The following is a 14,479-nucleotide window of genomic DNA, read 5'->3' on the forward strand; positions in this document are numbered from 1 at the left end:
TTGGACAAAAGAAGCAGTTAGAGACAGACATCTAGTGGTGGTACGGAACCTTGCGCAGGATGCATTCCGCCCGGTAAAGCTGCTCAAGCAGAACCACTCTGGCCAGTTCGTGGGGCAGGGTCATGTGCGAAAGGCTGATGCAGCGGCTGGCGCGCTGGCGCACGGCTTCATCCAGCCCCCACGCGCCGCCCACAATAAAGCAGGCTCTGCCTCGGGCGTCGTGATCCATCTGGCGCAGCATATCTGCCAGCTGGGGCGAGGTGAGGTGCTGGCCGTGTTCGTCAAGAACGAGCGCTATGTCCTGCGGGTCGAGGGCCTCAATGATTCGGCGTCCTTCAAGGGCGTTGCGCTGATCTTGCGGCAGGGCGGAATCGCCGTCGCGCACTTCGGTTATGTCCAGCTTGCGCCAGCGGGTGATGCGCGTGGTGTAGTGGGCTGCGGCATCCTTCCAGAACGGCGTTTTCAGTTTGCCCACACTTATGTATTTCAAGGGTTTGCCAGTCATGTCTTCTCATGTTTCGTTAAATATGGCGGATGGCGCGTCTGAATGCAGTATCAGCCCGGATGCCGGGATGGAGCTTGCGGCTGCGGCGCGTTTTTTGCGTAACGGCGGCGTGCTCGTGTTTCCTACGGAGACGTTCTATGGGCTGGGCTGCCTTGCCGCCAACGCGGAAGCCGTGGCAAGGGTGTATCAGTTGAAGCATCGGCCCGTCCACAAACCCTTGCCCCTGCTGGCGGCGCATGCGGCGCAGGTGGATGCCGTGGCGGAACTTGCCGCCATGCCCAAGGGGCTTTTGGCCTTTTGGCCCGGCCCGCTCACGGTTTTGCTGCCCGCGCGCTCCTGTTTGCCCCCGGCACTGGTCAACGGGCAGGGGCTTGCGGCGGTGCGCGTGACGCCGCATCCACTGGCTGCGCAACTGGCGGAGCAGGCAGGCGGCGCGCTTACGGCTAGCAGCGCCAACCTCAGCGGCGGTGCGCCCGTATGCTCTCCAGACAAGCTTGATCCGGCCCTGCTGGAAGCATTGCGCAGCATGACGCAGGGCATACCGTGCCCTGCGGGGTGCGCGGCGCAGGCTGCAAAAGCAGAAGTTTCCCTGCCATTGGCTCTTGGCGGGCCGCTGCCCGCTGGCGGCTTGCCCTCAACCGTGGTGGAGCCGCTGAGCGGCGGGGCTGGCGGGGCAGGGCGGCTGCGGATAGTGCGGGCCGGGGCTGTGAGTGCCACCGCCCTTGAGGCCGCAGGTTTTGCTCTGGTCTGATCTGTCCAGCGTGGCGGTTCAGGCTTCCGCTTCAGATTTTTGTTGCTGCGGCAGGTCATCCTTGACGTCCGCCTCAGTCAGCCTGGTCAGGATTTCATTCAGAAAGCTCACGATACTTTTCACTTCCTCCGACGAACGGCTGCCCATAGCCTTGTCCACCAGCTCGTCCAGCTGCGCGTGAAAACCCAGATGGTGGCTGCTGGCAATTTTGCCCTTTTCCGTCAAAAAAACATTGAGGCGGGTCATTTTAAGCGGATCCTTGGCCTTGTAGGCCAGGCCCTTGCGCTCCAGCCTGCGCAACAGCTCAGAAACGCTGCCCTTGGTAACGCCCAGCAGTTCGGCCAGTCCACCCACATGGATGCCTTCATTGTTGTGGATGGCCATGATTGTGTGGATTTCCGCCAGGTGGATGTCCACATCGGTGCCGAATTTGCTGCACTGGCGCTCAAGCTCATAAAACCGGGTCACTATGCCCAGCAAGGAGATGCTGACCGGCGCGCTGCGCGTAGAGTGGGCGGCAGCATGCCCCAGTGTTTTGACCATGGATTTCTGGATACGCAGTTCAACAGCGGTTTTTTTATGGCAGTCATTTTTCATGGTGTTTTGGTATGGCTTCCATACTTTTTTGTCAATTGTCGCGCGGGGCAGTATTTGACAGCTTGGCGGCATTTGCTCCCAGCGCTTGCGGCGCGGGGCATGCTGGCTTAGTATGCGGCAGTTGCGCGCAATGGCGCGAACCATACGGAGAACGCATGAAACGCCAGGTTATCTGCCCGCATTGCGGCAAGTCGTATTCCAGCTATAAAAATCCCACGCCCACGGCGGATGTGGTTATCTATTCGCCTGATCGCGGGGTGGTCATCATCAGCCGCGCCAACGAACCCGTGGGCTTTGCCCTGCCCGGCGGTTTTATTGAAGAGGGCGAATGCGCGGAAACCGCCGCAGTGCGCGAAATGCGTGAAGAAACCGGGCTGGACGTGGAGCTGACCGGGCTTTTGGGCGTGTATTCCAGGCCTGACCGTGACCCCCGCCAGCACACGCTGACCGTGGCTTTTACAGGCAGGCCGCGCAATCCCGAAGCCTTGTGCGCCGGGGACGATGCGGCCCATGCGGCCTTTTATCCTCTGGATGCACTGCCGCAGCCGCTGGTCTTTGACCATGCGCAGATTCTGGCAGATTTCAAGGCCATGCTGGCTGGTGAGCGTTTGCTTGCCGGCATACAGCCATCATTTGACGCGGTTGCCGGAGCAGCCGGAACCTGCGGGGAAGGGACGCATTCATGAGTTATCGCAATCTTCAGGAATGCGTTGCCGATCTTGAGGCCCATGGTCATCTGGTGCGCATTGACGCCGAGGTCGATCCGCATCTGGAACTGGCCGCCATCCAGCGGCGCGCCTTTCGCGCCAAGGCTCCGGCCCTGCTGTTTACGCGGGTCAAGGGCACGCCCTTTCCCATGCTCTCCAATCTTTTTGGCACGCGTGAGCGCCTGCATTTTATTTTTCGGCGCAGCCTGCCTGCGGTGGAGGCTGTGCTGGGCGCCAAGGCCGACCCCGCAGCAGCCATGAAACATCCCCTACAGTCGCTCAAGGCTGTGCCCGGTCTGCTGAACATGCTGCCGAGTGTGAGCCGGGTGCGCGCGGAGCAGGCGGCGGCAGCGGCCCCGGTGCTGGAATGCCAGTGCAAACTGGCCGACCTGCCCCAGCTTGTCTGCTGGCCCATGGACGGCGGCCCTTTCATTACCCTGCCTTTGGTGTACAGCGAAGACCCCGCCAAGCCCGGTGCGGACGCCTCCAACCTCGGCATGTACCGTGTGCAGCTTGGTGGCAACGAGTACGCGGCGGATGAAGTAGGCCTGCACTACCAGATCCACCGGGGCATAGGAGCGCACCACGCCCGTGCGCTGGAAATGGGCAAACCCCTGCCCGTGCATATTTATGTGGGCGGGCCGCCCAGCCTCACCGTGGCTGCGGTCATGCCCTTGCCCGAAGGGCTTTCTGAACTGCGCTTTGCCGGATTGCTCGGCGGCAGGCGCACAGAGATGGCCGCAGTGCCGGGTCTGCCCCTGCCGGTGCTCGCGCAGGCGGATTTTTGCATCAGCGGGCACGTGCTGCCCCAGTGCAAGCCCGAAGGCCCCTTTGGCGACCATGTGGGTTATTACAGCCTCGCGCATGATTTCCCCGTGCTCAAGGTGGACGCCGTCTATCACCGTAAGGGGGCCATCTGGCCCTTTACCGCCGTGGGCCGCCCGCCGCAGGAAGATACGGTCTTTGGCGACTTTATCCACGAACTCACAGGGCCGCTGGTGCCGCAGGTTTTTCAGGGCGTGTGCGACGTGCATGCCGTGGACGCAGCCGGGGTGCATCCGCTGCTGCTGGCCGTGGGCAGCGAACGTTATACGCCCTATGAAGACGAGCGCCGCCCGCGCGAACTGATCACTGCGGGCCTGCATCTGCTCGGGACCACCCAGACGGCCCTGGCAAAGTATGTTTTTCTTGTGGCGCATGAAGACGCGCCGGGCCTCACCGCCCGCGATGTGCCCGCCTTTTTGCGGCATTTGCTGGAGCGGGCTGATTTTTCGCGCGATCTGCACTTCATCACCCGCAGTACCAATGATACGCTGGACTACACGGGCAGCGCACTTAACGAAGGCTCCAAGCTTGTGTGGGCCTCTGCCGGTAAAAAGCGGCGGGAGCTTGGGTGCGAACTTTCCGGCCCTGCCGCAGACCTGCCGCCTCTGCCGGAGGGCTTTGGCCCGGTACGCGTGTGCGGCCCCGGCCTTGTTGCCATTGGCGGGCCGAGGCATGCCCTTGATCGCAGCCAGCCCGATCCGCAGATGGAAGCGCTTGCGCAGGCTCTGGCCCAATGGCCGGGGCGCGAGGCCTTCCCGCTTGCGATAGTGGCGGACGATGCGGACTTTTGCGCCGCAAATCTGGATAATTTTTTGTGGGTGGCCTTTACCCGGTCAGACCCGGCCACAGACGTGTATGGCGCTCATGCCGCCACACGGGCCAGGCACTGGTCGTGCGAAGCGCCGCTGGTCATCGACGCACGCCTGAAGCCCTTCCATGCCCCCCCACTGGAAGAGGAACCGGCGGTCATACGCAAGGTGGAAGCCCTGGCAGCGCCGGGCGGCCCCTTACATAACTACTTGTAACCTGGGGGAGGCATCGGCATGAAAATCGCCCTATTGCAGTGCAATACCGTTACCGGCGACGTGGCCGGAAATCTGGAACGTATCATCAGCACCGCCCGTCAGGCAGGCGCAGCAGGGGCAAACCTGTGCGTTACGCCGGAGCTGGCGCTTTGCGGCGTGGCCCCCGGCCACTACCTCTGCGCTCAGGGTTTTGCGGCGGGTTGCCTCAAGGCTCTGGATATCATGGCCGCCGAACTCAAGGATGGCCCTTCTGTGCTGGTGGGTGCGCCTGTGCCCAGCGTGTATGCCTCGGGCCTGCTTTCCAACGCGGCAGTGTTGGTTGAAAATGGCGGCTGGCAGGTTATTTCGCGCAAGGTGTATCAAAATCAGGGCCAGAACAGCGTGGCCGAATCCACAGACGAGGACGCCCGCTATTTTGACCGTGGCATTTCGTGCGGCATTGTCACCATGGGCGGCTGGCGCATCGGCGTTGTGCTCTGCGAAGATGCCCAGAGCGAAGACGCTTCGTTCTGGAAAACCCGTTACGCCAGCGGTCATAATCCGCTGATGGAACTGGTGCAGCGCGGCGTGGACGCGCTTGTACACATGGCCGCGGCGCCCTTTAGCGTGGGCGCGCAGGAAACGGACGAACACCTGCTTTCGCACGTGGCGGCCCGGCATCATGTGCATATGTTTTCGGTGAACATGGTGGGCGGCAACGACAGTCGCGTGTATAACGGGCAGAGCCTGGTTTTTGATCCCACAGGGCAGTTGCTTGCCCGGGGCAAAGCCTTTGAGGAAGACGTGCTCGTGGTGGACACTGCGCGCGGGCAGGGTGCTGTTAAAACCCCGGAACCGTTGGCCGCCTGCGTTGAAGAAGATTACTGGCGCGCCCTTGTGCTCGGCACACGGGACTTTGTGCGCAAGTGCGGGGTGGAGAAAGGCATCGTAGCCATTTCCGGAGGCATGGATTCCGCTCTGGTGTGCAGTGTGGCGGTGGAGGCTCTTGGCGCGCAAAACGTCACCGGTGTGCTCCTGCCCTCGCCCCACAGCAGCGAGGGTTCGCTGACGGACGCCGCAAAGCTGGCGGAAAATCTGGGTATCACCACGGTGACCTTGCCCATTGGCCCGCTTATGGATGCTTTTGCCGCCGCGCTCAAGCCCGGCCTTGACCTATTTGAAGAAAAGCCCGGCGACGTGACCTTTGAGAACGTGCAGGCCCGCATACGCGGCACGCTCATCACCTCGCTGGCCAACAGGGCCAACGCCCTTGTGCTCAATACGGGCAACAAGAGCGAGGGGGCCATGGGCTACTGCACCCTTTACGGCGATTCCGTGGGCGCGCTGGCCGTTATCGGTGACCTGACCAAGACCCAGGTGTACGCTGTTGGCCGCTGGTACAACGCCCATCGTGGGGCGGAGATCATCCCCGATGAAATTTTCACCAAGGCTCCTTCTGCGGAGCTGCGCCCCGGTCAGAAAGATTCGGACAGCCTGTTGCCCTATGAAGATCTGGATCCGATTCTTGAAGATCTGTTGCAGCCTGCGGAGGCGGAATCCGGCCCGCTTTCAGCAGCGCACATGGAAGTGCGCGACAAGCTGTTCAGGGCTGAATTCAAGCGCCGTCAGGAGCCGTTGTCGCTTTACATGAGCCGCATGCCCTTTGGCGGCGGCTGGCAGACGCCCGTTGCCGGGCGTTTCAGCTCGCCCAATAAATAGGCTGTATAAAAAAGAAGTATGGAAAAGGGCTGTGCGGCAAAAGAGTTGCCGCATGGTCCATCCCGAAGGGCGGGGTTTTTCCTTGAAGCCCGCAACGCACTGGGGTAAGAGCAGTGTGTTGCACAACGCTGATCTGAGTGGAGGATATCATGGCGGAAGCACCGGAGAAAAATCTGGCTCTGGACATTGTTCGCATTACCGAGGCTGCGGCCCTTGCATCGGCCCGCTGGCTCGGTCGGGGAGACAAGGAAGCCGGTGACGGCGCCGCCGTTGACGCCATGCGCGTCAGCTTCGCCACCCTCAGTATTGATGGCAAGGTCATTATCGGCGAGGGCGAAAAAGACAATGCCCCCATGCTCTTTAACGGCGAAAAGGTGGGCAAGGGCTGCGGCCCCAGCCTTGACGTGGCCGTTGACCCTGTGGAAGGCACCAATCTGCTGGCTTATGGCCGCCCCAATGCCATTTCGGTTGTGGGTGTTGCGCAGAGCGGCAGCATGTTCAACCCCGGCCCCAGCTATTACATGCAGAAGCTGGTGGTGCCCCGCGAGGCCCGCGATGTGGTTGACCTCGATGCGCCGGTAAATGTCAATCTGTCCAACGTGGCCAAGGCCATGGGCAAGAGCGTGCAGGACCTTGTGGTCTTTGTGCTCGACAAGCCCCGTCACGAAAAGCTTATTACGGAAATTCGCCAGGCCGGCGCGCGCATTCAGTTGCAAACCGATGGCGACGTGGCCGGCGCGCTCATGGCTGTTGATCCACGTTCCGAGGTTGATATCATGATGGGTACGGGCGGCACCCCCGAGGGCGTGTTGTCTGCCTGCGCCATCAAGGGCATGGGCGGGCAGATTCTGGCCCGTCTGGACCCCCAGTCGTATGTGGAAAAAGAAGCCATCACTGAAGCGGGCATTGACGTGCGTGAAGTGCTCACTGTGCATGATCTGGTGCGCAGCGACGACTGTTTTTTTGCCGCCACGGGTATTTCCGGCGGTGATTTTTTGAGAGGCGTGCGCTACAGTGCCAAGTACGCCGTTACCCACTCGCTGGTTTTGCGCGGCAAAACCGGCACCCTGCGATATGTGGAGTCTTACCATAATATGGACAGACTCTCGAAATTTAGCGCGGTTCGGTATTGAATGAATAAAATTTCATCTCTCTGCGGTGTTTTTGCGGCATTGGTGCTGGCCCTGCCGCTGGTGGTTGTTGCCCCCGGCATGGCCGAGGCCGCACAGGCTCCTGCTGCCAAGAAAAAGGTGGAGCAGCCTGCCCCAAGTTCCAGCGCAAGCGTTAACGTGTATGAAAAACAGCCCCCGGTGACAGACAAGGAACTGCTGGACTTTCTTGAACTTCTGCCGCAGTTCCGGGCCTGGGCCAAGGGCAATAATGAAGAAGCCCACCCCATCATGCGCAACAACAAGGCGGATTTTCTCTATTCGCCCAATGCCGCGGCCTGGGTGCAGGCGCATAACTGGAACCCGGTGCGCTTTTTCTGCGTCATGGGCCGCATGGCAGCTGCTCTTTCCATTGTGGAAGAAGGCAACGACATGAGCGGCGCGCGCTCCAAGGATATGCCCGAAGTTTCAGAAGGCGAGCTTGCCCTTGCGCGGCGTCACCTTGGCACCATGCTCAAAGCTGGTGGAGATGTGCCGCCCATAAACAAATAGGGCTGCTTTTCAGAGGCCCGCAGTGCGGGCGCAGACAAATGATCGATGAAAGGCTCCGGTTGATTCCGGGGCCTTTTTTATTGGCGGGTAGTTGGTCAGCAACGCTCCTTGTCTGCAAACGGAGGTAAAGCGGCGAAGCTGAGACGTTCTTATACAGGGGTAGCCGCAGGTGCATGCCCTCCCACTGGGGAACGTTCTGAACTGACATATGGCGAAAAAAAGCCCCTCGTGGGAGGGGCCTTGGTATTGTGAGCGCGGTCTGCGCCGAGCTGATCTGTGTTTCTCTGGCTAGTTAGCAGGAGCCTTGGGCGCTTCCTTGGGTTGCTCAGGTTGCGCCGCAGGGGTCTGTTCCGCTGGCGTAACGGGGGCGGACTCTTTGACCACTTCCTTGGCGAGTTCCTTGGCTGCATCGGCAGGCGTCGGCGCAGGCGCTGTTGCTGGGGCTTCAGTCGGAGCAGCCGGAACCGCAGGTGCCATTGTTTGGGGAGCAGACGCTTCCGCAGGCTGCGCGGCGGCAGGGGCAGCCGCAGGTTCCTGCACAGGCGCGGGCTTTTCAGCCGGAGCGGCAGGCGCGGATTCAGGCGCGATTGCCGGGGTGGCGGGTTCAAGTTTGGGGGCCTCGGCAGGTGCTGCGGCGGGAGCTTCTGGCGCAGGAGCCAGGATGGTGCTCAGGCTCTTTACCTGCGCTTCAGGCGTTTTTTCCAGTTGCGGCATGAGCATGAGCGATGCGGGCTGGGCCAGAACAACAGCAATGATTGCGCACAGCACGAGCGAACCGCTGGTGCCGCCGTGTGCGCCACGGCGCACCAGACGGGCAAGCAGTACCGCAGCCACAATGCCTATGCCGCCAAGCACGGGCAGGGCCTTGAGGCCAAGCACGGCGGTGCGCTGGCTTTCGGTAAGCGTAAAGTGGAAGAACTTGCCAAGCCAGTCAAGCGTGTAGCCAAAACCTGCGGCCACCAGGGCCATACTGGCGTGCAGCAGGCACAGGGCCGCGATGATGTAGAACAGTTTGGCTCCGGCAACTGGCAGGCGCAGCAGAGCCTTGCCCAGCAGGAGGGCGGCAAGGCAGGCCGTGCACACGGCAGCTCCTACCATGTCGGCAGCAAAAATGCTCAGCAGGCAGGCGAACACAAGGGCTATCCACAAAAAGGCCATTCCGGCTTTTTCGTTGCGGGAGGCGGCCAGATCAGCCGGGGCTGTGCGCAGCACACGCGCCCAGGAAACACCGCAGATGACGGCCAGCCAGGGCAGCAGGCCCAGAGCCGCAAAGGCCAGAGGCTTCCACCATGTGGCCTTGGTGATGGGCCAGGTCACAAGCTGGGTGCCAAGGTTTTTGAGGTATCCCTCCGGCTGATGCCAGAGCATGACAACAGCAAGCCAGCAACCGACCATGCCCAGCATGAGTACAAAACCCACGAGCCCGTCCGCCTTTTGGGCGCGGCGGAATCCGCAACGCCAGAGCAGAAAGGCCAGGCTGGCAAGCACTGGTAGCAACAGGTTAAAAAGGCCGCCCGTCAGGCCAGCCAAAGCCGCCAATGCAAAACCCAGAGGCAGGGTGATGGTCGTGTCCGGCTGTTGCCAGCCGTGGCAAAGGCAGGCGAGGGAAAGCAGGGTCACGGCTGCGGCCAAAGCTTCCGGCCCGGTAAAGGTGGAGAGCGGCGCAAAGATGGGCGCGCAGAGCAGCAGCATGCCGCCAGCCAGCGCGGCCCGGCGGTCAAGCCCTGCAACGCGGCCAAGAACCCACACAGCCACAAGGCAGATCAGGGTTCCGGTCATCGCGGCCAGGGGAAAGAGCAGATGGGCAAACTGCGGCGCGGCCTTGGCGAGCAGGGCTTCAATGCCGCGCAAAAACCAGAAAAATACGGGCCATTGCGAAAGACCGTCGCCAGCCGGGGCAAGCCACATGCCGCTTTGCGCGGTTTGGGTAAAGGCCAGAATGCCTGCGGCCTCGCGCGGGCAGTACAGGCTGTGTCCCATAAGGGCGGGCCAGGCCTGGGCCAGCATGATGAGCAAGAGGGCAAGCGGCCCAACAACGCTGGCTGCGTCAAAAATATTGTCGGCAAAACCGGGAGCGGCTGACTGAGGAGCGGATTCTGCCGGTTTTGCGGAGGCAGCGGGTTTGCCTTCCTTGCCGGAGTTGCCGAACATCCCCCTGAATCCCTTGGCCGAGATCGTCACCGGGCGGGAAGCCTTGGGGGCTGCGCCTTCGGCCTGAGGTGCGGCGGCTGCGGCGCTCGCAGCGGCCTTGGCCGTGCCCGCAGGTTCGGGAGCCGGTGCAGCTGGCTGGGAAACTGCCTTGGCAGCTTGCGTTTCGGACTGGGCGTGTGCCCCTTCCGCGCTGGTCTGCTGGCCCCCAGACTGACAGGCAGCCTGGTCTTCGGGATTCTGGGCGCTGTTCTGGGTCATGGCATCGCTCCTTCATGCGTTTTCGGCTCGCCAAGCAGGATATGTCGCGCCTGGCGGGCATCGAGGTCAATTTCTACGGCGCGCCCCGTGGGCAGGTTCTGGCCGTTCAGCACATCACGCGCAGGGCCTTGCGCGCCGGCGGGCAGAGGGCAGGCAAGGTGTTGTTTACGGTCTGAAAAATTAGCCGCCAGCAGCCAGTAGCCACCGCCCGGCAAGGAGCTCAGGGTCGCCACGCAGCCTGCAGGGCCGTTCACCACCTGCACGAGGCGGCCAGAGGCAAGCCCGGTGGCGCGTCTGGCCTGCAACAGGCGGGCAATCTGCCTGGCAAAACTTGTTTCCCGGCTCCACTGCATGTCCAGCGGGCCAAAGGCCAATGGGGCGGGGCTTTGCCCGCCGGGCAGGTTTGTGGCACCCCACAGGGGCCCGCTGCCAGCGCTGGACGCGCCCTTGCCCGACCCCTGCGGCAGCCCCAGTGCGCCCGTAATATCCTGCGGGCTTAAAAAAGTCAGACCCGGCAAGCCGATGCGCCAGCCCAGCAGGAGCTGGCAGGCGGATTCCATAGCTTGCGCGTGGTCGGGGCGCACGGCACTGGCAGCGTCAAGCCCAATGGCACGCGCGGCAAGTTCCGCCTGGGTGACGGGCAGACCCGAGGCCTCTGGCGCGCCCTTGGCAAGGGATTGCGCGCGGCGCACAAGAGCCTGACCGTCCGGCAGATCCAGCAGGGGACGCCAGTCAACATATTGCCTGTCCCGCAGTCCACGCGCAAGGCGGCTGTGGTCAACGCCCGCCGCGAGCGAGGCTTTGAGCAGTGCGCCCAGGGGCGCGGCATCGCCGCTCAGCAGGGCATATGCGGCTGCTGCCGGGGTGATGCTGTCGCGGCTGAAATCTACGGCTGTGGCAAGCACCGCCTTGGTCAGCGAAGGTGGCAGCACATCGTCCTGCACGGCCCATCCACCGTAGCGGTGCACCTCGCCCGCCAGGGATTCCAAAGCTTCAAGGCCCGGAACCAGAGCCGAAGGGTCTGTTCTGCCCCCGCTCTGGCCGTCCACCTGCGCGTCAAGCCCCATGAGGGCCTCCAGCCTGATGCCCGCAAGCGTTTGCTGCTGCAAGCCAGTGTGCTGGATAACGGCGGCGGAAAACACCCGTCGAGCCTGACCGGAAGGGTCCTGCCACAGCAGCACGGGCCGCAGGGCATTGCCGCTGTAGCGGTAGACCCAGCGCCTCACCTGACCATCCGCGCCGCGCACTTCGCCGGTGACGGCCCATCCGCCGGGGGTTGCCCAGTCAAGAGTGTCGCGCCGTAACTGATCAGGAACGACTCCACGTTTACGCAATTCCGCCACAGCGTTCTGGCGCAAGGGCAGGCAGTCCCATTCGCCAGCGGTGGCTGGCAAAATATCCCAGTCTTTCTGCGGCACAGACATCATGGCATACAGGCCGTCAAAGCGCGAGGCCCGGCGAGCTTGAAGAATAAAATCTGGCCCCAGTCCTGTGGCGGCGGGGGGCAGTTCGCCGCCCATCTGCATCTGCGTCTGATCAAGCTTTGCAGTCAGCCGCGAAAAATCCTCGCCAGTGCCCAGCGAAGGGTCTGGCCGCAGGGCGGTGACGTTGTCGCCCGCCTCTGATGCGGCGTCAGGCAGTGCGGAAGCCGCATGGGCACTCCAGATGTCGCCCTTTTCGCCCAAGGGAGCCAGGAAAAGCCCGCCAAAGCCCGCTTGCGCCCAAAAAGCGTCCACGCCGGGTTGGGCCAGCGCCCGCAGGGCTGGTTGCCCCGCACCAAGGTTGTGCGGGTTCACGTCAAACCAGTTGGGCGCGGCGGTAAGCAGCAGGGGCACACGCCGTGCCGAGGCGCTGTTGCGCCAGATAAGATCAGTGCCGGAAACCTGCCCTGTCAGCTCCTGGGTGGAGCCGAGCATGGACTGGCGCTCAAGCCATTGCAGATACCCCGGATCCGCGCGCGGCAGCAGAGATGCGTTCCCTGTAGGCTGCTCGCGGCGCAGGGACGTTGCCGTCCCGCTGTGCTTTGTGCAGGCCGCAAGGCACAGGCCGACCACAAGAGCCGCCACAAGCACGGCCAGCAGGGGCAGCCGGGCCGCAAGCCAGGCGGTCAGCGGTACGGGCCGCCGCAGATTCTTTCGCAATGGTTGGGCACGCATGGTTGCGACCGTCAGGCCTTTGCCGCGGTTTCCTCGGCCTTGGCTGTGTTCCACAGCTCGTCCTTTTCATCAAGGGTCAGGGCCGAAAAATCAATGTTCTGCTCGCGGGCGATTTCTTCCATGCGGGCAAAACGTTTGAGGAAGCGCCGGTTGGCGTAGTCCAGCGCTTCGCTGGCCTTGATGCCCTTGCGGCGGCCAAGCTCTGCAATGCTGAACAGCAAATCGCCCAGTTCGTGCTTCTGGGCATCCTGATCGCCGCCAGCGGAGGCGTCCAGCCATTCCAGCCATTCGGCTTCCACCTGCTGTTCCACCTCTTCATCTTCCTGCCAGGTAAAGCCCACGCGGGCCGCTTTGGAATTGATGCGGTAGGCCTTGGCAAGCGGGGGCAGGCTCTCGGGCAGGCTGTCAAACAGGCCCTTGGGCTTTCCTTCGTCATCAGTATGCTCGGCACGCTTGATTTTTTCCCAGGCTTTGAGCTGTTCTTCAAGGCTGTCAAAAACCGTGTTGCTGAACACATGGGGGTGGCGGCGGATCATCTTGGCCCTGTTGTTGTTGAGGGCATCGTCAAGGTTGAACTGCCCCTGCTTTTCGTACAGGCGCGCCACAAAAAGCAGCAAAAAGGCCACATCGCCCAGTTCTTCGCGGATGTCGGCCACATTGCCGGAGCGGATGGCGCTCACAAGCTCATGGCTTTCTTCAATAACGTATTCGGCAAGGCTTTCGGGGGTCTGTTCCTTGTCCCAGGGGCAGCCATCGGGAGCGGTGAGCTTGTCTATGATGAGCTGCAATTCTTCGAGGGCGGTCTTTTCCATGATGGCGTATTTCCTTGGTAATTCTGGCAGTTAAATGCCCAGGCGGGCGGTGAGGTCAGGCGGCAGCCAGCCGTGTACCTGGGTCATGAGCGCGTTGAAGTAGGGCAGTGCGCGCGAATGCTGCATAAAGGGCGCGCCTGCGAAAAATTTTTGCAGAAACAGCAGGGCCAGCGAGCAGAGCAGGACGCCCTTGGCAAGACCAAGCATGCCGCCAGCCAGTTTGTCTGCCCATGACACAAAGGAGAAGGAAAGTATTTTTTGCAGGATGCGCGCAATGATGGCCACCGAAATGATGACCCCCAGAAAAATGAGCACGTATGCCGCAATGATGCGCCATGAGGGATCAGTGATGAGCGTAAGGCGCGGTGCAAGCAGCGGGTGGTAATGGTGCGCGGCCCAGAAGCCGCCCAGCAGCGAAATAAGCCCGGCAACTTCGCCCACAAAACCGTGGATAAAGCCCCGCGTGCCAAAAAATACCAGTATAAGCACTATGATAAGGTCGAAAATATCCTGACCCATGCGTTCTCCGTTGCGGCTGTATTGCCCGCGTGGCGGGCCGTTGCCGGGAAGGCTTTCGCGCCGAGGCCTTTGACCTGCGGCGGGGCAGAGCATAGCAGATGCTGGCCTGCGGCACAACGTGCCTCGGGGGCAGATTGGCCGCAAGCTGTTGGTGTAGTTGCGGTATGGAACATGGATGACCGGGAGGCTGCACGCAGGGGGCGCAGTATCTGCGGGGCGGCGGAGCGTCAAACAGGGCAGGCAAGCTGTTGCGGCAGACGGGGCAGCAGTTGGGCAATACTGCTGTGGCTGCGCAGGGCCAGAATCACGCCGGGGTCCGGCTCTGCAAAAATATGGGGGTAGTCCACCTCGCCGCACTGCGGATGCACGGTAAAGGCCAGTTGCTCCGGGCCGTTTTGCAAGAACTGCGCGTCAACGCCGGGTTTGTTGCCCCGCGCGTCCAACCTCTGCCAGACCTGCCGTTCGCTGATCCATACGGCATTGAGGCCGTGCAGCACCCGGTGGGGATCGTGCTCGTCTTCAAAACCCAGCAACTGGTAGCAGAACCCTGCGGCAATACCGTTGGCGCGCAGCAATGCCGCCAGAAGATGCGCCTTGGCATAACACAGGCCCTGCCCCACATGCAGAACTTCCGATGCGCTGCATGTAACAGCAGTGCCGCCGCAATCCACCGAGTGCGCAATGCTATCGCGCACAAATACAAAAGTTTTTTCAATGAGTTCCATTTCAGATGCGCAGTCTGCGGCAAGGCTGGCGGCCTTGCGCTGCACTGGTGCAGAGCGGAAAGCAATGATTTCCGACTCGCTCATGCAGG

13 protein-coding genes are annotated in these 14,479 nt (G+C 62.1%); 6 read left to right on the plus strand and 7 right to left on the minus strand.

All coding sequences use genetic code 11. The features are described 5' to 3' along the window. Nucleotides 1-31: 31 nt before the first annotated feature. Nucleotides 32-505: a 23S rRNA (pseudouridine(1915)-N(3))-methyltransferase RlmH gene (locus ACUZ9P_RS07170; protein ID WP_298991924.1), complete on the minus strand. Its 474-nt coding sequence runs from the start codon at nucleotides 503-505 to the stop codon at nucleotides 32-34. Between ACUZ9P_RS07170 and ACUZ9P_RS07175 the strand changes: the two genes are divergently transcribed. After that, nucleotides 504-1,256, plus strand: coding sequence for an L-threonylcarbamoyladenylate synthase (locus ACUZ9P_RS07175; RefSeq protein WP_449249196.1), 753 nt, complete (start codon nucleotides 504-506; stop codon nucleotides 1,254-1,256). The two genes, ACUZ9P_RS07170 and ACUZ9P_RS07175, sit on opposite strands and share 2 nt — an antisense overlap. An 18-nt stretch (nucleotides 1,257-1,274) precedes the next feature. On the opposite strand, the gene ACUZ9P_RS07180 is transcribed toward ACUZ9P_RS07175, so the two are convergent. Next, nucleotides 1,275-1,853 carry a MarR family winged helix-turn-helix transcriptional regulator gene (locus ACUZ9P_RS07180; RefSeq protein ID WP_449249197.1) on the minus strand — a complete coding sequence of 193 codons (579 nt, stop codon included), beginning with the start codon at nucleotides 1,851-1,853 and terminating at the stop codon, nucleotides 1,275-1,277. Between the two features lie 155 nt (nucleotides 1,854-2,008). Here ACUZ9P_RS07180 and ACUZ9P_RS07185 point away from each other — a divergent pair, with 155 nt between their 5' ends. From ACUZ9P_RS07185 to ACUZ9P_RS07205, 5 genes are all read left to right on the plus strand, one after another. Next, on the plus strand, nucleotides 2,009-2,539 hold the full coding sequence (locus tag ACUZ9P_RS07185; RefSeq protein ID WP_449249198.1) for an NUDIX domain-containing protein: 531 nt from the start codon (nucleotides 2,009-2,011) through the stop codon (nucleotides 2,537-2,539). Next, nucleotides 2,536-4,410: a UbiD family decarboxylase gene (locus ACUZ9P_RS07190; protein WP_449249199.1), complete on the plus strand. Its 1,875-nt coding sequence runs from the start codon at nucleotides 2,536-2,538 to the stop codon at nucleotides 4,408-4,410. The genes ACUZ9P_RS07185 and ACUZ9P_RS07190 overlap by 4 nt, the downstream gene beginning before the upstream one ends. A gap of 18 nt (nucleotides 4,411-4,428) precedes the next feature. After that, complete coding sequence (locus ACUZ9P_RS07195) at nucleotides 4,429-6,108, plus strand: NAD+ synthase (protein ID WP_449249200.1); 1,680 nt, start codon at nucleotides 4,429-4,431, stop codon at nucleotides 6,106-6,108. Nucleotides 6,109-6,257: 149 nt separating this feature from the next. Continuing rightward, nucleotides 6,258-7,241: a class II fructose-bisphosphatase gene (gene glpX / locus ACUZ9P_RS07200; RefSeq protein WP_449249201.1), complete on the plus strand. Its 984-nt coding sequence runs from the start codon at nucleotides 6,258-6,260 to the stop codon at nucleotides 7,239-7,241. Beyond that, a complete protein-coding gene (locus ACUZ9P_RS07205) occupies nucleotides 7,242-7,769 on the plus strand; it encodes a serine/threonine protein phosphatase (RefSeq protein ID WP_449249202.1) in 528 nt (175 codons plus the stop codon). Nucleotides 7,770-8,057: 288 nt separating this feature from the next. Here the strand turns inward: ACUZ9P_RS07205 and ACUZ9P_RS07210 are convergent, their stop codons facing one another. From ACUZ9P_RS07210 to ACUZ9P_RS07230, 5 genes are all read right to left on the minus strand, one after another. Next, nucleotides 8,058-10,178, minus strand: a complete 2,121-nt coding sequence (locus tag ACUZ9P_RS07210; protein WP_449249203.1) for an ArnT family glycosyltransferase — start codon at nucleotides 10,176-10,178, stop codon at nucleotides 8,058-8,060. Continuing rightward, a complete protein-coding gene (locus ACUZ9P_RS07215) occupies nucleotides 10,175-12,334 on the minus strand; it encodes a hypothetical protein (RefSeq protein ID WP_449249204.1) in 2,160 nt (719 codons plus the stop codon). Before ACUZ9P_RS07215 ends, ACUZ9P_RS07210 begins: the two co-directional genes overlap by 4 nt. An 11-nt stretch (nucleotides 12,335-12,345) precedes the next feature. Next, nucleotides 12,346-13,146 (minus strand): nucleoside triphosphate pyrophosphohydrolase, encoded by an 801-nt coding sequence (mazG, locus tag ACUZ9P_RS07220; protein WP_324836126.1) that lies wholly within the window; start codon nucleotides 13,144-13,146, stop codon nucleotides 12,346-12,348. 30 nt (nucleotides 13,147-13,176) lie between these two features. Beyond that, nucleotides 13,177-13,665, minus strand: a complete 489-nt coding sequence (locus ACUZ9P_RS07225; protein WP_291444004.1) for a CvpA family protein — start codon at nucleotides 13,663-13,665, stop codon at nucleotides 13,177-13,179. 227 nt (nucleotides 13,666-13,892) lie between these two features. Next, on the minus strand, nucleotides 13,893-14,474 hold the full coding sequence (locus ACUZ9P_RS07230) for a transglutaminase domain-containing protein (RefSeq protein WP_449249205.1): 582 nt from the start codon (nucleotides 14,472-14,474) through the stop codon (nucleotides 13,893-13,895). Nucleotides 14,475-14,479: the final 5 nt, after the last annotated feature.

Source organism: Desulfovibrio intestinivivus (genome assembly GCF_053570665.1).